The organism is Arenibacter nanhaiticus, from assembly GCF_900141935.1.
In the GTDB taxonomy this organism is placed as follows: Bacteria; Bacteroidota; Bacteroidia; order Flavobacteriales; family Flavobacteriaceae; genus Arenibacter; species Arenibacter nanhaiticus.
Map to the genome: position 1 here is coordinate 1 of NZ_FQYX01000036.1, position 20,715 is coordinate 20,715.

14 protein-coding genes are annotated in these 20,715 nt (G+C 38.6%); 5 read left to right on the plus strand and 9 right to left on the minus strand.

Annotated features, from left to right (window positions below; translation table 11 throughout):
* Nucleotides 1-182: 182 nt before the first annotated feature.
* The 9 genes from BUA16_RS19000 to BUA16_RS15990 form a co-directional block, all read right to left on the minus strand.
* Nucleotides 183-506 (minus strand): transposase, encoded by a 324-nt coding sequence (locus tag BUA16_RS19000; RefSeq protein ID WP_245795581.1) that lies wholly within the window; start codon nucleotides 504-506, stop codon nucleotides 183-185.
* A gap of 166 nt (nucleotides 507-672) precedes the next feature.
* Nucleotides 673-1,167, minus strand: coding sequence for a helix-turn-helix domain-containing protein (locus tag BUA16_RS15955; RefSeq protein WP_072765745.1), 495 nt, complete (start codon nucleotides 1,165-1,167; stop codon nucleotides 673-675).
* 250 nt (nucleotides 1,168-1,417) lie between these two features.
* Nucleotides 1,418-3,652 carry a GH92 family glycosyl hydrolase gene (locus BUA16_RS15960; protein WP_072765746.1) on the minus strand — a complete coding sequence of 745 codons (2,235 nt, stop codon included), beginning with the start codon at nucleotides 3,650-3,652 and terminating at the stop codon, nucleotides 1,418-1,420.
* Between the two features lie 46 nt (nucleotides 3,653-3,698).
* Entirely contained in the window at nucleotides 3,699-6,029 is a 2,331-nt protein-coding gene (locus BUA16_RS15965) for a glycoside hydrolase family 20 protein (protein WP_245795582.1), read from the minus strand.
* Between the two features lie 118 nt (nucleotides 6,030-6,147).
* Complete coding sequence (locus BUA16_RS15970; protein WP_072765748.1) at nucleotides 6,148-9,174, minus strand: GH92 family glycosyl hydrolase; 3,027 nt, start codon at nucleotides 9,172-9,174, stop codon at nucleotides 6,148-6,150.
* 78 nt (nucleotides 9,175-9,252) lie between these two features.
* On the minus strand, nucleotides 9,253-11,559 hold the full coding sequence (locus BUA16_RS15975) for a GH92 family glycosyl hydrolase (RefSeq protein ID WP_072765770.1): 2,307 nt from the start codon (nucleotides 11,557-11,559) through the stop codon (nucleotides 9,253-9,255).
* A gap of 10 nt (nucleotides 11,560-11,569) precedes the next feature.
* Nucleotides 11,570-12,637 carry a carbohydrate-binding family 9-like protein gene (locus BUA16_RS15980; protein ID WP_072765749.1) on the minus strand — a complete coding sequence of 356 codons (1,068 nt, stop codon included), beginning with the start codon at nucleotides 12,635-12,637 and terminating at the stop codon, nucleotides 11,570-11,572.
* 57 nt (nucleotides 12,638-12,694) lie between these two features.
* Nucleotides 12,695-13,660, minus strand: coding sequence for a glycoside hydrolase family 130 protein (locus BUA16_RS15985; protein ID WP_072765750.1), 966 nt, complete (start codon nucleotides 13,658-13,660; stop codon nucleotides 12,695-12,697).
* A 50-nt stretch (nucleotides 13,661-13,710) separates the two neighbouring features.
* A complete protein-coding gene (locus BUA16_RS15990; protein WP_072765751.1) occupies nucleotides 13,711-15,588 on the minus strand; it encodes a sodium:solute symporter family protein in 1,878 nt (625 codons plus the stop codon).
* A gap of 409 nt (nucleotides 15,589-15,997) precedes the next feature.
* On the opposite strand from BUA16_RS15990, the gene BUA16_RS15995 reads away from it, so the two are divergent.
* From BUA16_RS15995 to BUA16_RS16015, 5 genes are all read left to right on the plus strand, one after another.
* Nucleotides 15,998-16,981, plus strand: a complete 984-nt coding sequence (locus BUA16_RS15995) for a sensor histidine kinase (protein ID WP_245795583.1) — start codon at nucleotides 15,998-16,000, stop codon at nucleotides 16,979-16,981.
* The gene (locus BUA16_RS16000) at nucleotides 16,981-17,697 is read left to right on the plus strand and encodes a LytR/AlgR family response regulator transcription factor (RefSeq protein WP_072765753.1); all 717 of its coding nucleotides are present in this window, start codon (nucleotides 16,981-16,983) and stop codon (nucleotides 17,695-17,697) included. The genes BUA16_RS15995 and BUA16_RS16000 overlap by 1 nt, the downstream gene beginning before the upstream one ends.
* 129 nt (nucleotides 17,698-17,826) lie before the next feature.
* The gene (locus tag BUA16_RS16005; protein ID WP_072765771.1) at nucleotides 17,827-18,861 is read left to right on the plus strand and encodes an NHL repeat-containing protein; all 1,035 of its coding nucleotides are present in this window, start codon (nucleotides 17,827-17,829) and stop codon (nucleotides 18,859-18,861) included.
* 3 nt (nucleotides 18,862-18,864) lie between these two features.
* Nucleotides 18,865-19,668, plus strand: coding sequence for a chitobiase/beta-hexosaminidase C-terminal domain-containing protein (locus tag BUA16_RS16010; protein WP_072765754.1), 804 nt, complete (start codon nucleotides 18,865-18,867; stop codon nucleotides 19,666-19,668).
* Nucleotides 19,669-20,155: 487 nt separating this feature from the next.
* Nucleotides 20,156-20,713 (plus strand): YeeE/YedE family protein, encoded by a 558-nt coding sequence (locus tag BUA16_RS16015; protein ID WP_072765755.1) that lies wholly within the window; start codon nucleotides 20,156-20,158, stop codon nucleotides 20,711-20,713.
* Nucleotides 20,714-20,715: the final 2 nt, after the last annotated feature.

A 20,715-nucleotide genomic window follows, 5' to 3' on the forward strand; every position in this document is an offset into this window, starting at 1 on the left:
TTAAGAAGAGGTTTAAATAAGTCTTTCTGATGCTGTGAAGGTGATTTTCCAATCATTCATTGCAAGGTTTTCTTTACAAGATAGTGATTTATACCAATTATAATTTAAAACAAGCTTTAAATGTTTTTGTATAAAACTCAAAATGCACAATGTTGATTATGTTCTCGTTGTTAATTTCTGTTTTAACAGTATGATTTAGCCACCCCCTTAAGTTCTTTTAAGTTTCCAAACGTTTTGTTTTTAAATCGTTCTTTTAAATAATGCCATACCTTTTCGCACAGGTTTAGTTCTGGGGTATATGGCGGTATTCTTATGAGTTTAATGTTGTCAGGGATATCAATATTTTTAGTGGAATGAAAGCCCGTATTGTCTATGACCACAATTTTTAGCTCCTCTGGTTTATATAATGAAAACTCTTTGAGGTTAGCTTCAAAAATAAGCGTATCAACACCTTCTACCTCCCAAGTAAAATGGCTTCCGTCAATTGGGGAATAGCTTCCGTACAAATATGTGTTTTAAAAAGCTTGTTGGTAATTCACTATGGGTTTCACTCCCTTAGCAGTAAGTGAGGTGCCTACATGGGTCATCAGCCCAAACCGACTTTCATCTAGAAAATAAAGGTTAACCGATCTATAGTCCTTATTAAGACTTAATCTTAATTTCTCTAAGGTATTAGGGAGTTTTTTTGAAGACCTCTAGGGCCTGTTCGTCTTTTTTGTAATGTGATTTTCTTGGATGCTTTTTCTTGGTTTTAAAGTGGCGTATCAAATAGGCTCTTAAGGTTTGGTATTTAATGTCTTGGCCATGGTGTTCCTTGACCCAGTCAACGGCATGCCAATAACCCAAAAGTGGATCTTTCGAGTCATTTACTTTGGCTTCTAGTGCCTTGTGGAGATGTTCACTTATGGCACCCTTATAGTTTCCACCACTTTGAAGTGTTGTCAAGGAATCGAAACCAAATTCTTTATACTGTTTTATCCAGGTCTTTAGTGTTGAATGTCCTACACCGATAAATTCTGCTAAATCTGCTTGACGCTTAAATTTATCTTTTTTCAAGAGTATAAGACTTTGGATACGCTGGCGAACCTTAAAAGACGTATTAGTCTTAAAGGCTTTTTCTAAAGTTTCTAAACTCTCTTCTATCTCTATTTTTGATGTCATTCCCATAACCGAAAGATAATAATATTTAAGCCAACTTTAAAATACAATTGGTATTACTTGCAATTAAAGACATCCAAAAAGAGCTTATTTCAAGCGTAAAAAACTAAAAATAAACAACTTAAAGACATTTTAAGGAGAAACTAAATATAATATTTCACAAACCGTTCCAAAAAAACGGAACACCCCAAAACAAAAAAACCTGATGAACATTTAGTCCATCAGGTTTTTTGTTAAAAATAGTAGGTTATAAAAAAGGCTACTCTTCCAATAAAAACTCTAAGCTTTTTGCTTTTACCAATTCTTGGTGTTCGATAAAATACCCGTTATGGGATTTTCCTTGAACCTTTATCTCTTTAATAAATTGATTCTCTTCAGACACGTTCGAAGTGATTACCAATTTTTCCTCCCCATAATATTCTGGGTCTAGATGAATCGTTATCTTATTGAATTTTGGCGATGTAATGGTATAGGTAGTATTTGCCGGATTTACAGGGTAAATTCCCATCATAGAGAACACCGCCCATGCAGACATGGTTCCCGTATCGTCATTTCCTGGCAATCCGTCCGGGCTATTTTTAAAATATGTTTTTAACAATTCAGAGACCATTTTCTGGCTACGCTTCTCTTCTCCTTTCACATAATTAAACAGGAAAGGGTAAGCTATATCCGGCTCATTGGCCATATCGTACTGTCCTTTATCAAAAACATCCTGTAATCTATTTACAAAAGGTTTTGGACCTCCCATAAGCTTCATTAGCCCTTTGACATCATGAGTTACCATAAAGGTATATTGCCATGCGTTTCCTTCTATAAAGCCCAAGTTCTTTTCAAAATTAGCCCCCGATGCTGGGTTATAGGGCGTCAACCAACTGCCATCATCATTTTTAGGCCTAAGCAGATTATACTCCTTATCAAAAAGTTTTCTGTAGGAAATAGACCTTTTAGAGAAACGCTTATAATCGGACTTTTTCCCTAGGGCCTTGGCCAATTGTGCAATAGCGTAATCCGAAATATTATATTCCTGGGTCGTAGAAACCGATCCGCTATTAGTGGTTTTCGTAGTTAGGTATCCCTTTTCTATATAATCCTTTAAGCCTGGACGAAGTGGATTCCCTTCTATCTGATCGGCACTTTTTACCATGGCCGTATAGGCCTTTTCTACATTAAAATCAGTAATACCCTTTAAATAAGTATCTGCAATGATAATTCCCGCCGGATCGCCTACCATCGTAGTTGTTTCCGTGGCATTTAATTCCCATTTAGGCAACCATCCGCTTTCATCATAGATCTGTAACATGCTTTTTACCATATCCGATTGTTGGGACGGGTATATCAAACTCATCAATTGATGTAGGTTTCTATAAGTGTCCCATAACGAAAATACCGTATAACGAGTATCATCGGTCCTTAAGGTTTCCCTCGTTTTCATTTTCGGATACTCCCCATTAAAATCATTTAGCGTATTAGGGTGAATTAAAGTATGATATAGTGCCGTATAAAACTTCACCTTATCCTCTTCCAAACCACCTTCCACTTCTATTTTAGAAAGGTAATTGTTCCAATTCTCCTTGGCTTCGACTAAAATTTGATCAAAAGACTGGGTCGCTGTTTCTTTTTCTAGATTTTCACGGGCATTTTCGATACTTACGTAAGAAACACCGATTTTCATCTCTACAACTGTTGGTTCGCTAAAATTATAACGCATATAGGTTCCTATACTATCCCCGACAACTTCTTTGGTAAAGCCTTTCATTATCCTTTCCTTCCCATTATACCCCATCCATTCGGCTTCTGCGCCCTTGTAAGTCGTTGGTTTCTTCCAAACACCAAACTCGTCGGCAGGTTTTGAAAATTGTGCTACGAAATATACAGGATAGGCTTCTTCTGGTTTGTAATAGCAAAAAGAGCCCACACTGCGCACACCTTCTATTTCGGTTGGGGAAACAACTTTAACAGAGGCCCCTTGTTCGTTGGTAAGCCCTAAACCAAGATTAATAAGGATGTTAGCATCTCCCTTAGGGAAAAAATACTTGCTTACCCCTACCCTGGTCGTTGCCGTTGCTTCTACTTTAATGTCGTAATTATCTAGGGTATTAGAATAATAACCCACCTTGGAAACCTCATTAGAATAAGACGTACCGTATTTTAAGTGATCTACTTCCAGTGCTCCTGTAGTTGGCATTGCCAAAATAACACCCAATTCCGGACAGCCAACACCACTAAGATTTACATGGCTAAAGCCAGTTAAAAAGGTATTCTCATGAACGTAGGGAGTAGACAGCCAACGGCTGTCTTTTTCCAATGGCATATTTTTAGGTCCCGCCACATTAAAAGGCGAAACACTGACCATACCCCTAACGGCAATTGGCCCAGGATTGGTAGTACCAAAATTGGACGTTCCTATAAATGGATTTACGTAATCGACCGGCTTTTTCTGGGCAAATAGTCCAGTTGAAAAAACCGCCACTAATAAAAGAATTTTATACTGCATTGTTAAAAGTTAATTTACACTTTAAATGTTACTGAAGAATATATTACTATTCTACGATTACCTCATCTATAAACATCCAGGCTTTACCCCCAGTTGGCGGTGTACTTAGATTTGTCGCTATGACCTTAATATACCTAGCAGATTGTTTTTCCAAATCGACCACAAAATCTTTTAATTCCGAATTGATATTTGCCGCAAACCCTCGTTTAACAATACCCGCGTTTTTAAATGTTTTGCCATCTGAAGATAACATAACCTCTACCTGAATAGGAAAATAGATTCCAGAACCTTGATTTTCGAGTGTACCAACGGTAATCTTCTCTATTGCTGTAGGTGCTTCCATATCTATCACCAACGCCATATGATCGCCGAGCCAGCCCTGCCATTGTCCGTCATGGAAATTCATAGATCCCCTTACAACATTTACCATTCCAATTTCCTTGCCTCCTTGGTAGCTGTCATGGTATTTGTTTAAATAGGTTACTGGTTTCCCTACTGCCTTGTGATAATTAATTGTTTTTTCGAACAGTACACCAACTGGTGTACCATCCTTAAAAACCTGTGCTTTTATTTCTGTCGTCTTATTAACAACAAAAGGCTTAGCATACTTTTTAGAAGCTACAGTTATATCGCTACCATCTAGAGAATAACGAATATCTGCCTCTGGAAATTCGTTTTTAAGAGCTATAGAAAGGGCACCGTTCTCTTCATCTACATTCACTTCTGTTGTAACCTGATAGGCACTCTTGGCATAGTTAATTCCCATGATATCATACCGGTCAAATAAGCTGACCACACGCTGGGAGAAATCGACCCAATCTTTATTCGCTTTGGTACTCCAAACCGCTTCGGCCATAGCAGCTAAACGCGGATAGGTCATATATTGAGCTTGGGCATTGTCAGGCATAAATTCAGTCCACATATTCGCCTGACCTCCCAATACATGCTTGGCCTGTTCGGGGGTCATCCCTTCCACAACTGGATCAAACTCATATACCTTGCTCAAAGGCAAATAACCTCCCCATGCCATAGGCTCAGCTTCTCGGCTACCTTGGTAATAATCAAAATAACTATGAGATGTTGGGGTCATCACCACATCATGTCCGGCTTCGGAAGCTTCGATTCCTCCTTTAAACCCACGCCAGCTCATCACTGCGGCGCCTGGCGCCAATCCACCTTCCAAAATCTCATCCCAACCAATTAATGTCCGTCCATTAGAACTTATAAAACGTTCCATCCTACGAATAAAATAGCTCTGTAATTCCTCTACATTAGCAAGATCTTCTTCCTTTACCCTTCTTTTACAATCTGGACAAACTTTCCAATTAGTCTTAGTTGCCTCATCGCCTCCAACATGAATGTATTGTGATGGGAACAATTCCATTACTTCTGTCAAAACATTTTCTAAAAACTCAAAAGTTGTTTCTTTCCCTGGGCAATAAATTTCAGTAATTGGCCAAACCCCACCTGAGGGGACCATGATAGGTTTTTGAAAACAAGACAATTCTGGGTATGACGCTATAGCACTCATAACATGGGCAGGCAATTCTATTTCAGGCACCACATTTATTCCTTTACTCGTAGCATAGGCGACTATTTCCTTGATATCTTCTTGGGTATAAAATCCGCCATAGGTCGCTTTCTCTCCCAATTCAGGTGTAAACCTGGCATCCCAATGTTTATCTTCCTGATCTACCCTAAAAGCACCAACCTCGGTTAATTTTGGATATTTTTTAATTTCTATTCTCCATCCTTGGTCATCTACCAAATGAAGGTGTAGCGTATTCATTTTTAAAAACGCCAATTGATCTATAGTAGCTAGTATATACTCCTTATCAAAGAAGTGCCTAGAAACATCCATCATAAATCCGCGCCATTTAAATCGGGGGCTATCAGTAATCTCAACCGTAGGAATATCCCAATTTACATTGGCCACGAGCTCGTTACTTTCTATGCTTACTGGTAATAGCTGCCTTACGCTTTCAAGGCCATATAAAAAACCTACCTTCCCCTTTGCTGTTATAACCACCTTGTCTTCAGAAACCTTTAATGTATAGGCCTCATCTTCCATCGCCGCATCCAAGGATAACTGCACAAAATTATTCTTTGGCGCCGTATCAACCACTTCTAAATCCCATGCTGCTGCCTTAGAAAACTTATCAAGTAAGACAGATGTAACATCGGTCTGGTCATTGGCCACTACAATTTTGGTGTCCTTGGTAAACCTAAAAGCTCCTTCTTTAAATTGTATCTCCGATGGCCTCGGGATAATCTTAACATCAGTTTCACTAAATGTGGTTTTGCTTTCTTCTCCACAACCTACTAGGATTAAAAGGAAAAACAACCATGAAAATTGTACAATTCTACTACTCATCATTCTCTTATTAATTTTAACAATCTTACAATAAATACTCTAGACCAAAGTTTTAATCAAAAAAAATACTTATTTAACCAATCTAACATATATTTTCTTTGTTGACAAAAACAAAACTGGCTTAAAAAACATTAATTTCATCGATAAACAGCCATACTTTTTGTCCGCTTGCCCCATGCCATTCGGGAGCATTACCAAAAGGGGTTATTTTAATCCTTAACCACCTATATGATCCCTTTAAAGCTAGGGTATGTCGTACCACTTCCTTCGGCAAATCTTCCGTGTAAAGAATCTCTTTTTGAGCAATTAAGGTTAAATTATCCTTACTATTTCCGCCATATACGGAAATGGTTTTTGCCGGAAATATCCAAGAGCCAACATCTGTCAGTACTCCTAGGGAAATACCGTTTAATGCTACTTTCTCCCCTAAATTAAGATACAATTCAATGTTGCCTTTTATCCCGGTCCATTTGCCATCGCCATAACTACTGCTTCCAAAAACCTCATCAAAAAGAGTACTTCCATCCCCTTTGCCATAGGCGGTATCGGGATTTACCATATCTACTTTTGGATAACCCTTTTTCAACGAAGGAAAAACACTTTTCACCAAAGGCTTTTCATATACTTTACTAGGGTTTAACCCTTCCTTTACAGCTATGGCCTTTAAAACCGCATCCGAAGTAACGGTAATTGGCGCTATATAAAGGCTAGATTTTTGGGTTGGCGTACTACCATCTAAGGTATAATAAATGGAAGCGTCGGACTCATTACTCTTTAATTTAACCAAGTGCTTATCGGCAAAAAATGCTCTTTCATTGGTATCAAATGGCGCTAATGCGGCAATTACCGGAATTTTCACAGTACTTTCATTTAGTTTCCCCACAGCAGTACTTTCATCACTTGCCCCCCATTTTTTGTTAGGCTTGGGTCCCATGGTAAAAACTATTGAACCACCTTTTATAATATCCTTATGGTAAATAAAATTCTTATCGTAGGTTTTTCCATTAAGAAGAACGGATTGCACATATATATTCTCTTCACTCAAGTTTTCTGCACTAACCACAAAGCTATTGCCGTTTTCAAGGTGTATACTAGCTTTCTCGAAATAAGGTGCCCCTAACTGGTATTGCAAGCTACTTGGCGACAAGGGATAAAACCCTAGTGTACTAAAGATATACCAAGCCGACATCTGTCCCAAATCTTCATTATTGACCATTCCATCTGGCCGATCAGAATACATGGTACTAATTACCTCGTGGACATATTTCTGGGTTTTCCATGGCTGCCCAACAAAGTTATATAGATATGGCATATGATGTCCAGGCTCATCACCATGGCCATATTTTCCAATAAAGCCAGAGATATCTACGTGTTGCACACCACCAAGCTGAGTCGTATCGGTAAAAACGCCATCTAACCAAGCAGCGTATTTTTCTTTACCGCCATGAAGGCGAATAGCCCCTTCCATATCTTGTGGCGTATAGGCAGAATATGCCCAGATATTTCCAGACACATAATTGGTAACCAATTCATCCCAAATACTAAGATCCATTAGATTTACATCTCCGTTACTGTATTTTGGCAATAGATAACCCGAGGAGGGATCGAATAAATTTCTATATCCTATACTTCTTCTTTTAAACAATTGTGCATCGGCATCCTTGCCTAATTTTTTTGCAACTTCCGAAATAACGAAATCATGGTAGTTGTATTCCGTAGTTTTGGAAACAGAACTTCCGGTCTCACTGGTTACATAACCATAATTAATATAATCTTCCAATCCACTAACATCATAGACCGCACTGTGTTTTGTCAAATCAAATGCCGCTCCCCTCATGGATGCATACGCCTGCTCATGGTCTATCCCCGGAATATCCTTTAAAACCGCATCTCCAATTACAGAAGCCGTAGTGTACCCAATCATACAACTATTGTCAAACCCAAAAAGTTCCCAAACAGGCTGACCTACATTTGCTTCGGTGTCCCTAGAAACCATACTATTTACAATAGCAGCGGTTCTTTCTTGAGAAATAATCGTCAATAACGGATTTAAGGCTCTATAAGTGTCCCAAGTAGAGAAATTACTGTATTGAACATGCTTCGAATGCAACTTCTTTCCTTCTACTACATATTGACCATCTACATCCGAAATAATATTTGGACCAATAAAGGCGTGGTACATAGCGGTATAAAAAGTACGCTTTTTGGTATCGGATACTACCTCGTCTAACTGAATCTTGTTCAATTCTTGATTCCAAGTCGATACTGCTTCATCCAAGGCAGTATCAAAGGTTTTTCCTTTGGCCTCTGCCAAGTAATTTTTTTCAACCCCGTCATAACCCGTTGGTGACAAGGTGACTACAATTTCTAATTCTTCCCCTTTTTCAACAGTAAAAGAAACTAGAGCCTTTGCCTTAGCAGCCGTTAAGCTAGTCTCATTTACCACTATATCATTATTGGTAATACTAAATTTCTTGAACGGTTTAGAGAATTTAGCGCTGAAATACATAAAGCGAAACTTATCGCCCCCCATATTCACCTTTTTATATCCTAAAACCTCCGTATCGGACACTTTACTAATAGAGGTTTCCATAGCCTTCTCCATCAATGCATGGGTGGGATCAATAACGATATCTGTAACTCCTTCTTGGTTAAAGGTGTATTTATGAAAACCAGACCTTGTGGTTGCAGTCAAGGCTACATCTATTTTATAATCTTCCAAACTAACACCGTAATACCCGGCATAGGCCTTTTCTGATTTATGGGTAAAACGAGACCTATAACTAGTGTCTACCTCAGCATCGCTACCGGCATAAGTGGTATTTTTACCCATGGTAGGCATTATCAATATATCGCCCAATCCAGAAAGTCCGGCCCCACTAATGTGGTTATGTGCAAACCCTTTGATAATAGTGTCAGAATAGTGATACCCGGAACACCAGTCCCAATCTTTAAAATCGTTCGACGGACTCAATTGTACCATCCCATATGGAGTTGTTGCACCTGGAAATGTATGCCCATGAGCATCTGTACCTATCATAGGATCTACATACTGTGTCAAGGCCAAAACTTCTTTTGATTGCTTTTTAGTTTTTGTACAGGAAAAAACAAGCAAAATAAGCCCTAGCATAATCATTATATTACGCATGCTTAAAGAATTTTTACAAATACATAAAAAAATGGTCGTTTTCTTACGACCATTTTTTATTTAACTGTTATACTTAAGTTATAATGCCATTTTTTTGGACAAGGAATAAGGCGCTGCCTCTTCTCCTATTGCCCATTCTTTATTTGGAGTATCGCCCATATTAAAATCAAGGGACCCTCCTTTTTGTACAGCTTCAGTACTAATCCATGTTTTATTTAATGCCTCCCCGTTTAAACTGGCATTTTGGATATACATATTGTTTTGAGAATTTCCATTGGCCGATACCGTAAACTTCTTCCCGTTTTGCAAATGCAAAGTAACCTCGTCAAACAAGGGACTCCCAATAACGTATTGATTGGTTGCCGGTGCCACCGGATAAAAGCCAAGGGCACTAAACACATACCATGCCGAAGTTTGCCCGTTATCCTCATCACCACAATATCCATCTGGGTTAGGGGTATACAATTTCGTTAGTACTTCCCTTATTCTCTCTTGGGTCTTCCATGGTTTCTTAGCATAATTATACAGATATATCATATGCTGGATGGGCTGATTTCCATGAGCATAGTTCCCCATATTCATAATTTGCATTTCACGTATTTCATGAATGGTAAATCCGTAATAAGAAGCATCGAATTCTGGAGGCATACTAAATACACCATCTAGCATCCCAACAAAGGCATCGTCTCCCCCCATAAGATCTATTAGTCCATTTACATCATGAAAAACAGACCAAGTATAATGAAGGCTGTTTCCTTCTGTGAAGGCATCTCCCCATTTTACCGGATTAAAAGGCGATTGAAAACTTCCATCCTTATTTTTTCCTCGCATCAATTTAGTGCTAGGATCAAATAGGTTTTTATAGTTCATGGATTTCTTATAATAGGTATCGGCTATATCGTTCTTCCCTAAGGATTTTGCCATTTGTGCAATCGTAAAATCAGCATAGGCATATTCCAAGGTCCGCGCGGCATTTTCGTGAATCCCTACATCATAAGGCACATATCCTAGATCGTTATAGTAATCCAATCCTGCACGTCCTACGCTATTTACGGGTCTTCCATCAGCCACGGTAGCGTTTTTTAGCACCGCATTTAACAACAATTCTGCATCTGGCCCATCGACACCGTTTAAATGTGCATCTGCTATTATAGGAGCAGAATTAGATCCTATCATACAATCTCTATGACCAGGACTGGCCCACTCTGGCAGCCATCCCGATTCTTTATAGGTATTGGCAAGACCTTCCATAATCTGTGTATTCAGTTCGGGATACATCATATTAAAGAATGGAAATACCGCTCTAAAAGTATCCCAAAACCCATTATCGGTAAACATATAGCCTTTTTCGACCTTCCCGTTGTAGGGACTATAGTGTACTATTTCATTGTCTGCATTAAATTCATAGAATTTCCTTGGAAACAACAACACTCTGTACAAACAAGAATAAAAGGTCCTTAACTGGTCGGTATTATCGCTACTTACCTGAATACGCTGTAATTCTTTCTCCCAAGCCTCGGTTGCCGAATTTTTGGTTTCTTCGAATGTTTTATTGCCTATTTCCCTATCTAAGTTCAATTGTGCCTGGGCAGGACTAATAAAAGAAGAAGCAACCTTAACGTGTACCGCTTTTCCTTTTGAAGTCTTAAAACCAACAATTGCCCCAACATGCTCGCCTTCGTTTTCTTTCGTATTTTCAGATAAGGTCCAATTGTCGCCCCAAGTATGGGTCAACTCAAAATCGGTATCGAATTCGGCTACAAAATAGTTATGGAAATTATCGGGAACCCCACCACTATTATTTCGGCAATACCCAATAATTTTCCGTTCTTCCGGAATAATTTTAACCATAGATCCTTGAAAAAAAGCATCTAATAAAATATAGGCCTGGTCGGTTTCCGGAAAGGTAAATTTAAAATGAGCTGCTCTTTCCGTTGGTGCCACCTCGGCAACCACATCATAATCGGCCAAATACACACTATAATGGTCAGGCTTAACAGTTTCGGCCTTGTGTGAAAACCAAGACCCCCGCTCTTCTTCCTTATATTTTAATTCCCCAGTAACTGGCATTAAGGAAAAGGCAGCATAATCGTTAATCCATGGACTGGGTTGATGGGTTTGTTTAATACCCCTAATCTTAGTGTCTCTATATTTATAGGTCCAACCATCTCCCATTTTAGAGGTCATGGGCGTCCAAAAGTTCATCCCCCAAGGGGTCGCAATGGCCGGATAGGTATTTCCGTTGGATAAGCTGAAATCAGAATCCGACCCCATCAAAGGGTTCACGTATTGCAAAAGATTCTTCTCTACAGGTTTTGACTCTGCCGACGCTACTTTTCCATTCTCACAAGAGGTGCCAATAACTGCTCCAAATGCGATGAGCATTCCTACTACCTTATTTTTTCTCAATACTTTCAAATTTACCATCCTCCTTAATAACTAAAATATTTCCTGTAAAAGGGCTTTTAACCCATATATTCCACCCAAAACTATGTTTTTCTAATTTTGGTTTTAGGGTACTTCCTAAAATTTGTTTTGGTTGTGATACAGATTTCTCTGCCCCTTTCTTTCCGTGTAAAAGCCCTCGGTAAAGTTCGTACATATACCATTTGATATGATCGTCTTTTGGAATTGTAAAATCGGCCTTCCCACCTGGATTTTCGCTGGAAAAATATACATATCCCCAATGTTCTGGTTCGTGCATATTAATAACCCCTTGTGGAGACCATACCCAATTGTACTCTGGCAAAAATTTACCGTTTTCATCTTTCTTTCTGGAATACCTTCCATCGGTAAGATCAAAATCCCAATTTACCCGTGAAAAATTAAGGCGCCAAAAATCGTTCTCTGGTACTTTGTTACTATTACTTGCTTCGGTAATCACGGCCCATGGTATGGCTATTTCTACCACCCATTCCTCGTCCAAATCTGACGAATCGTTTAAGGTACCCTGAATACTTACAGCAGATTTCACCCCTTGAATATCCCAACTATCTATAACCTTGCCGTTGTTGCGGTATGGTTTGGTCAAAAACAAATCCCACAACGTATTATGGGCGTTCATTTCGTATTCGTAATAATTATGGGTATCCCCATCCGGATCTATAAATATCTCAAAATCATTATTATAAAAGATAACCGTATCGCGCTGTTTTAGCGTTGCCCATACGTGTGGCTCTTCCATTTGGGCCATAAAGTACAAGTAATCGTTATCCCATAACATTTTCATTCGTGTTTTATAGGTCGGTTCCTTTTTTCCTTCTATATCTATATAATCTTGTGACCATTCCGAATTTTTCCATGCCGCTTCGTCGGCCTTACCGTCTATTACCAATGGTTCTGTTGCCTTAAAGGCAACATAGCTTCTGGGTACTGTTTGTGAGGTAGCTACCACACAGCCAACATACATTAAAAGAACAACTAGAAGTGATAACTTCTTGTATTTCAAAGGGGGTAATTTCATGAGATTATATTTTTACGATTTAAACGATGAGATATTTAAGGGGTGAAACAATACTTTTTACAAACTATTTTCCTTGACGAATTTTAGTATTTCCGAGATACGACCAAATGCTAGGCCAGTAACAGTATCTGCTGCACCGTAATAAATGGCTACCTTATCTTCCTCTATAGAATGCAAGGCCGCACATGGGAAAACAACATTAGGAACGTCGCCCATACACTCGTAAGGTGTTTGCGGTGATAGCAAATAAGGTTTACTTCTGTACAACACCTTATCTGGACGGTCTTTATCCAAGATGGCCGCTCCCATAGAATATCTAAACCCGTTACAGGTATTAATAACACCGTGATAGAAGGTCAACCATCCTTCCTCGGTAAGAATTGGTATTGGTCCAGCCCCGATTTTGGTACATTGCCATGCACTTTCCGTAAACGGTGTTACTTTCATTACACAACGATGCTCTCCCCAATACTTCATATCTGGGCTATAACTAATATAGATATCACCAAAAGGAGTATGTCCGTTATCACTTGGGCGACTTAACATGGCGTATTTGCCATCAATTTTTTCTGGAAACAACACACCGTTCCTATTAAAAGGCAAGAAGGCATTTTCACATTGAAAAAAATCTTTAAAATCAAAGGTATACCCTATTCCTATAGTAGGGCCGTGGTACCCATTACACCAAGTTATCCAGTACCTATCTTCTATAAAAACAACCCTAGGGTCGTACTTATAATCCGATTCGATCATATCTGTATTGCCTGCCTGAAAAGAAATAGGATCATGGTTGATTTCCCAATTGATTCCATCTTTACTAAAACCAGCAAATATATTCATCTGCACGGCCTTGTTGTCACATCTAAAAACACCGGCATACCCACCGTCAAATTCAACAACAGCACTATTAAAAATACTGTTAGAAGATGGTATCGCATCTCTCTTTACTACCGGATTTGCATCATATCGCCAAATAACATCTGTGCTATCTGCCGGTCTCTCTTGCCATGGAATATTGCTCACTTTATACGATTTATTTAATTAGTAACTATTTTAAAAATATTTATATCAATCTAATTTGGAATTTTCCTTACCCTATCCAACCATGTAAATTTAAGGATGGCACATGTTACCAAAAACACCACTAAACTAACAATCGCCTTCGGATAATCCCTTACCATGAAATATATAGGCATCACTATCATACTAGACTGCCAAATAATGCCCACCGCACAATTCATCATATCTAACCAAAATTCCTTGTTTTTTTCAAAGGTAGGATCTTCTTTCTTTATATCAAGATATACTGGTTGCCACCAACCCCAAGGCTTCACATTTTTATAGAAGGAAACCAACACTTCCCTGTCTGTTGGCGCACTTAAATAGGTCCCCAAAATAGACCCTAAAAAGGATACCCCAAAAATTATAGGAAACAAATAAATGGCATGCATATGTGACAACTCGTACAGAATGCTCCCCTCTGAAAAATTACCTTTGTTCTGATCTAAAATAAATTGCATGGAAGCCACCACCAATCCGGCCAACATACCCCAAAAATATCCCCAACCATTAAAACGCCACCAGATCCACTTCAAAAAGTTAGCAGCCACGTAACCACCAAAAAGGGCACTGGTAATCCATAGGGTCAGGGAATTGATAGAATCGGCAAAGAATCCCATAAACACCCCAAGGGCCACGACCAAAAACGAGGCTATATGGCTCACTTTTATATAGTGTGCATCGGAAGCCGTTGGTTTATAATACTTCTTATAAATATCATTGACCAAATAAGCCGGGCCTGCATTTACAAAAGCCGAAAAAGTAGACATAAAAGCCGCCAATAGCCCTGCCAATAGCAACCCTTTTATCCCTACAGGAACATGAAAATTAATCACTTTAGGCAATAACACCTCCAATTCTGCACCCGAAAGTGATGGATTGGCAAGCATTTCCGGAGTTAGTACAACTAAAGCGATCACCACGATCCCAGAAATTAGCAAGTACCTTGGAATAAATAACACCAAGTTTGTAAATCCGCTCATATAGGCGGCATCTTTTACTGATTTGGTAGACAAAATTCGTTGTAAATCATAACTAGGCGTAGGACCTGCTATACTGGCGAAAAAACCTTTAAAGAGCGTCATCCCAATAAGGGCCCCGAACATTTTATACCCCTCCGAATCGATTAAATTGTTAAAAGCCTGATATTCTTCATCCCAATGTGTTCCTAATTCCCATCCAAAAAACACATTTCGCCACTCTTGGCTGATCACGGCATTTATTTCAACATCGGTAAATGCAAAAAAGGCATATCCCGCAACAAGTAAACCTGCAATTACCATTATAAGATACTGTAACACTTCGGTTGCCACTACAGAGAACATCCCCCCTTTAATGGTATATATTGTCGTTAGAAAGATGATGATCATCGCATATGATTGTTCAGAGGTCAGCAGTACCGATTCCCCCATAAGCAATGCCATATCCCATGGTAAAATAATGGTCATAAATTTACCTACTCCCTCAAAAAAATAGGCTATAAACCCAACAGCGGCAACAATTGCAAAGACCGCCACAATACTATGTGATGCCCTACCCGCCCTATCATCGCCGAAACGTGTCAATATCCATTCGGAACCAGTCATTATGTTAGACCTCCTGATCCAAACAGCCAAAAACATCATCACAAAAATCTGATTCCATATTGGCCATAGCCACATAAACATAAAACTTTTTACTCCGTATAAGAATAGTATCCCTACCATCCATGCCGTACCCGAGACATCGAACATTCCGGAACCATTACTTAATCCTAAGTAATACCATTTGATATCATTTCCTCCCAAAAAATAAGACTTCAACCCCTTAGAGGCTTTTTTCGAAACCCAAATCCCTACAAAAAGGGTTAATACCACGTAGATTACAATTATGGCTAAATCAATTACATCCATTTCTTCTTCTTATTTTTTAAATCAAACAACATTGTATTATTACACCTACAAGCCAATAGCGTCAATTGTGTCAAAAGCAACATTTAACAGCTTAATTTTTATAATTTTCACCTGCAGTCCTTTTATTTTTTATAATTTCCCCGAATATTTGACAGTTCATCGCCTTAAAACCTGTTTAGATTTTTTAAAATGGGTCAACCCAATCTAAATATTTGGTATTTTTTTTTAAATGGCATAATTAAATTAGACCAACAACCATACAGTAAAGCTAAACGCCAACATTATAGACAATAGACTTCTCTAGCCCCCAATGCAAAACCCCGATCAGATAAATAATGTTTTCTTCCAACGTAAACTCGGAGATTATAATATTAATTATAGGCACCATATTATTTTCTGGCTAGCTTATATGTCCTTCAACATCCTCCGTTGGGGAAGCCTGCATCATGATTTTCTATACTCTTTAAAAACAAACTTATTAGGGTTTCCCATCCATATGGCATTGGCCTATTTCAACATCTATTTTTTGATGCCCAAATTTGTGTATAGGCGAAAATATTTCACCTATACCATTCTGATTTTGTCTTCCCTATTCATAATGCTTTTGGTTAAATTTAACCTTACCTATTATCTAATAGACACCAATGTAATGCCCGAAGCGGGCGAGGTACAAAATCTAACGCTAGATTATGCCATAGCCACCATGCTTGGTGAGCTTTATGTAGTTTCTTTTGTTACCGCCATAAAAACGACCATCGATTGGCTTCAGGAAAAAAACAAATTGCATGAATTGGAAAAAAGGCAGTTAACCACCGAACTAAAATTCCTTCGATCGCAGGTATCTCCCCATTTTTTCTTTAACACCTTAAATAATATATATTCCTTAACTTTAGAAAAATCGGATAAGGCGCCTCAAATTGTGCTTAAACTATCGGAATTAATGCGTTATTTAATTTACAATTCCGATGCACCACATCAGGATTTGACAAAGGAAATTGAATTTATAAGGAATTATATAGAATTGGAGCGAATCCGATTTGATGAATCCCTAAAAATTGATCTCCAATTCTCAGGAGATATGAAAGGAAAAACCATCCCTCCTATGTTACTTATACCGCTCGTTGAGAATTGCTTTAAACATGGAGCAAATAAAACTATAGGCCCTAAGGAAATATTTATCAAGATTAATGTTATTGACGACAACCTCAACGTTCAGGTTGTCAATAATATTCCTAACCAAACAGAACAATCTCCTTCTGTGGAAACTCAAGGAGGGATTGGACTACTAAACGTAAAAAAACGCTTGGAATTGGGATTCAAGAAGAATGATTACAATTTGTCTATCTATAAAAAAGAAAACATGTTCAATGTAAACCTTAAATTAAAAGTGTAATGAAGTTAAAGGTAATAATTGTAGATGATGAACCACTTGCTATCAACGTATTAAAAAATTATGTTGAACAAATTAAGGAATTAGAATTAGTTCAGACATTTTCGAACGCTATTGAAGCCTCCTACTTCCTTAAAAAAAACGAGGTAGACATCATCTTTTTGGACATCAACATGCCTATGTTCAATGGTTTAGACTTCTTAAGCGAACTCAGTGGCAACTCCATGGTTGTAATGACTACTGCCCATGAAGAATACGCCCTTAAAAGTTTTGAATTGGAAGCCATTGATTACCTAGTAAAGCCTATAGGTTTCCCTAGATTCCTAAAGGCGGTGAACCGTATTTCCAAACTTCGAAAAACAGCTTACTCCTCTGAGCCCGTCGAAAAAAACGACCCTCAAAGCATCTTCGTAAAAGTAGATAAGAAAAAATTACAAAAGATTTTTTTAGACGACATTATCGTAGTTGAAAGTCTCAAGGATTACATAAGGATTAAAACAACCACCAATAAATTTATAATTCATAAAACCTTAAGCAGTTTTACCGAAGAACTTCCCGCTGACAAATTTATACGCATTCATAGATCATTTACCATCGCCATTGATAAAATTGACGCCATTGAAGGTAATAGTATTGAAGTTAAAGGCACGAGGTATACCATTGGACGCAGTTATTTAAATGAGGTGAAAAGTAAAATTTTAAACGACAACAGTATATAGCAAACTCTTGTATCAAGGTCTATTTGAGAGAAAAGGCTTAAAATTTTATCATACAGCCAAAGAACAATCCTCTATTGTTGTGCTAAATTTATATTGGGTAAATTAGCGGCCTATTTAAAAGCGAAAGCTATGAAACGCAGAAACTTTATTCAAAATACGAGTATAGCCACCATGGGCCTTATTACAGGGGCTCCGGTTTTAAATGCCATGACGTCTTACAAGGATGCTATTATAGGCCATGGCACCCATAAGTATAAAATAGATCTCAACTGGGGTGCTTTAAATGCTAATTATTACCCGGTCAATGATTGCCATGAGATGGTACAGGACTCCAAGGGCAGAATACTCTTACTTACCAACAATACCAAGAATAATGTTATCATTTACGATAGGAAAGGAAACTTAATAGAAACCTGGGGAACTGATTACCCCGGTGCTCATGGCCTAACCCTAAAAAACGAAAATGGTACAGACATGTTATATATTGCCGACAACGTCAGGAACGAAGTTATTAAAACGACGATTGACGGAAAGGTAGCACAGATATTTTCCTTCCCCAAAGAATCGGGAAAGTACCCTTCCAAAAACCAATATATCCCCACAGAAACAGCCGTTGCCGATAATGGCGATGTCTATATAGCCGATGGCTACGGAGAACAGTATATTATGCATTACAATGCCCAGGGGAAGCTGCTGAATACCTTTGGCGGCAAGGGAGATGCAGACCACCAATTTTACAATGCCCATGGTATTTGTATCGATAACAGAGATGCAGCCAACCCCACCCTTTTAATAACCGCACGCCAACAAAATAAACTCAAACGTTTTTCCATGGATGGGAAATACATCAACAGCATAGACCTTCCTGGCGCGTTTATTTGCAGACCCGTTATCGCAGGTAAACATATCTACTTAGCCACCATTTGGTCTGGCGATGGGGATGAAGGATCTGGCTTTGTTTCTATATTGGACGAAAACAACACCTTAATTTCCGCCCCTGGTGGATCGGCACCTATCTATGAAAATGGTAAACTACATAAAATGCATCAGGCGATAAAAATTTTTCACCATCCACATGATGTCTGTGTAGATGATGATGAAAACTTATACGTTGCCCAATGGAATTCGGGTAAAACCTACCCCATAAAACTCTCTCGTGTTTAAAATATGAAATTAATAGTTCCTTATTTATTTGTTTGTTTGCTCTTCGCTTGCCAAGATTCTCCAAAGACAAATAATTTTGCGAGTACCGAAACTTTTCAATTAGCTTCGCCCATTCTTGAAGTGGACTCTGCATTGTTTAAAAATTCCGCCACCGTAGCACTTCTTTTTAACGTTCCAAATACCGTCTTGCGCTATACCACGGATGGAAAGGAGGTCTCCATGGATTCCGAAGTTTACAAAAAGCCGATATCCCTGAAAAAGTCCGCCCTCATAAAAGCCAAGGCCTTTCATATAGATTATTGGCCGAGTGATGAGTCGGTTATCCAAATAGCCAAAATAAAAAACAATATTTCCCATGCCGAAATTAAAGTATCTCCCTCCCCTCATCCCAATTATAGCGCGATGGGACCTGAAAGCTTAATAGACATGCAAAAAGGGAGCTTACAGTTTAGAAAGGGCGATAAATGGCTGGGATTTCAATCCGATATCATTACTATCGACTTAAAATTAGACAAGGAAATCAGTGCTTCCAAGGTATACATAAGTACATTAATAGATCAGGGGTCATGGATTTTTTCTCCTGATTACATCACCATTTATGCCAACAATAAACAGATAGGGAGCAAATATTTGAAAGATTCCGAAACTCAAATAGGGCAAAAACTTCAATATATCGAGGTTCCAGTAACGGAAAGCACCTATAACCAACTTAGGGTTTTAGTGCATAGCTTGGAAAAAATCCCTTCTTGGCATCAAGCCACCGGTATGCAGCCCTGGATATTTATAGATGAAATATTATTAGAATAAAATGCTTTTCGCTGTTATTGACATTAAATAACATATGTCAACCAAAACATTACCGCTACCTTACAACTTTAGAAAGCACGGGTCAAATCCTCCGTTTCGGTACTCGGCCTATCTTCACCTCAAAAATGGATCTTTTACCCTAAGGCGTTTAAAGTTTAGGTTTACGCGGATACACAGCATTTTAAACCGGCACACACCTCTACACTGACCCAAAGAAACTAAGTTCTGATATAAAGTTTAAGTATTTAGACCTAAGCATTCCACCTACCAAGACAAATTCTTCAAGGCAACTACTATAAACCAACAAAAGACCCCATCTTGGCATCCCAATCTGCGAGGAAAATGCTGGCCGTTTGTAGATGCGATAGTTTATAATTAAAGATCTTTTAAATTTACTGCCACCCCCAAACCTCCCAATTGGCAGTTTGTAACAAATATTACACATCACCTTCAAGGAACCTCCTATATTTGCTTAAAAACATTTTATATGGAATCGATTTTGCAACCTTGGCCTTGGTATGTAGCTGGCCCCTTAATCGCAACGGTAATGTTATTACTGATGTATTTTGGCAAGACCTTTGGAATGTCTTCGAATTTACGAACACTTTGTACCATTGGTGGTGCAGGTAAATTTTCTGATTTTTTCAATTTCGATTGGAAAGCTCAACGGTGGAACCTTGTGGTGGTCTTAGGTGCTGTCATTGGTGGATTTATAGCCACTCAGTTCCTTTCGGACGGTTCTACAATGGCTTTAAGTTCCGACACCATTGCGGATTTAAGTGCCTTAGGCTTTAACAATGCAGGCGAAACCTTATTGCCTCCAGAGATTTATAGCTGGGAGAATGTCCTTACCCTAAAAGGATTATCTATTTTAATTATTGGCGGATTCCTAGTAGGTTTTGGTACCCGTTACGCAGGCGGATGTTCTTCTGGCCATGCCATTACAGGCCTAAGCAACCTTCAATTACCTTCCTTAATCGCTGTAATCGGATTTTTTATCGGAGGCCTTATCATGACCCACTTTATTTTACCCTTAATATTCTAAAA

What these genes read in the sequence shown, in the direction of transcription:
- BUA16_RS15955 (WP_072765745.1), bottom strand. Translation starts at nt 1,167, where the DNA reads ATGGGAATGACATCAAAAATAGAGATAGAAGAGAGTTTAGAAACTTTA.
- BUA16_RS15960 (WP_072765746.1), bottom strand. Translation starts at nt 3,652, where the DNA reads ATGCAGTATAAAATTCTTTTATTAGTGGCGGTTTTTTCAACTGGACTA.
- BUA16_RS15965 (WP_245795582.1), bottom strand. Translation starts at nt 6,029, where the DNA reads ATGATGAGTAGTAGAATTGTACAATTTTCATGGTTGTTTTTCCTTTTA.
- BUA16_RS15970 (WP_072765748.1), bottom strand. Translation starts at nt 9,174, where the DNA reads ATGCGTAATATAATGATTATGCTAGGGCTTATTTTGCTTGTTTTTTCC.
- BUA16_RS15975 (WP_072765770.1), bottom strand. Translation starts at nt 11,559, where the DNA reads ATGCTCATCGCATTTGGAGCAGTTATTGGCACCTCTTGTGAGAATGGA.
- BUA16_RS15980 (WP_072765749.1), bottom strand. Translation starts at nt 12,637, where the DNA reads ATGAAATTACCCCCTTTGAAATACAAGAAGTTATCACTTCTAGTTGTT.
- BUA16_RS15990 (WP_072765751.1), bottom strand. Translation starts at nt 15,588, where the DNA reads ATGGATGTAATTGATTTAGCCATAATTGTAATCTACGTGGTATTAACC.
- BUA16_RS15995 (WP_245795583.1), top strand. Translation starts at nt 15,998, where the DNA reads ATGTCCTTCAACATCCTCCGTTGGGGAAGCCTGCATCATGATTTTCTA.
- BUA16_RS16000 (WP_072765753.1), top strand. Translation starts at nt 16,981, where the DNA reads ATGAAGTTAAAGGTAATAATTGTAGATGATGAACCACTTGCTATCAAC.
- BUA16_RS16005 (WP_072765771.1), top strand. Translation starts at nt 17,827, where the DNA reads ATGAAACGCAGAAACTTTATTCAAAATACGAGTATAGCCACCATGGGC.
- BUA16_RS16010 (WP_072765754.1), top strand. Translation starts at nt 18,865, where the DNA reads ATGAAATTAATAGTTCCTTATTTATTTGTTTGTTTGCTCTTCGCTTGC.
- BUA16_RS16015 (WP_072765755.1), top strand. Translation starts at nt 20,156, where the DNA reads ATGGAATCGATTTTGCAACCTTGGCCTTGGTATGTAGCTGGCCCCTTA.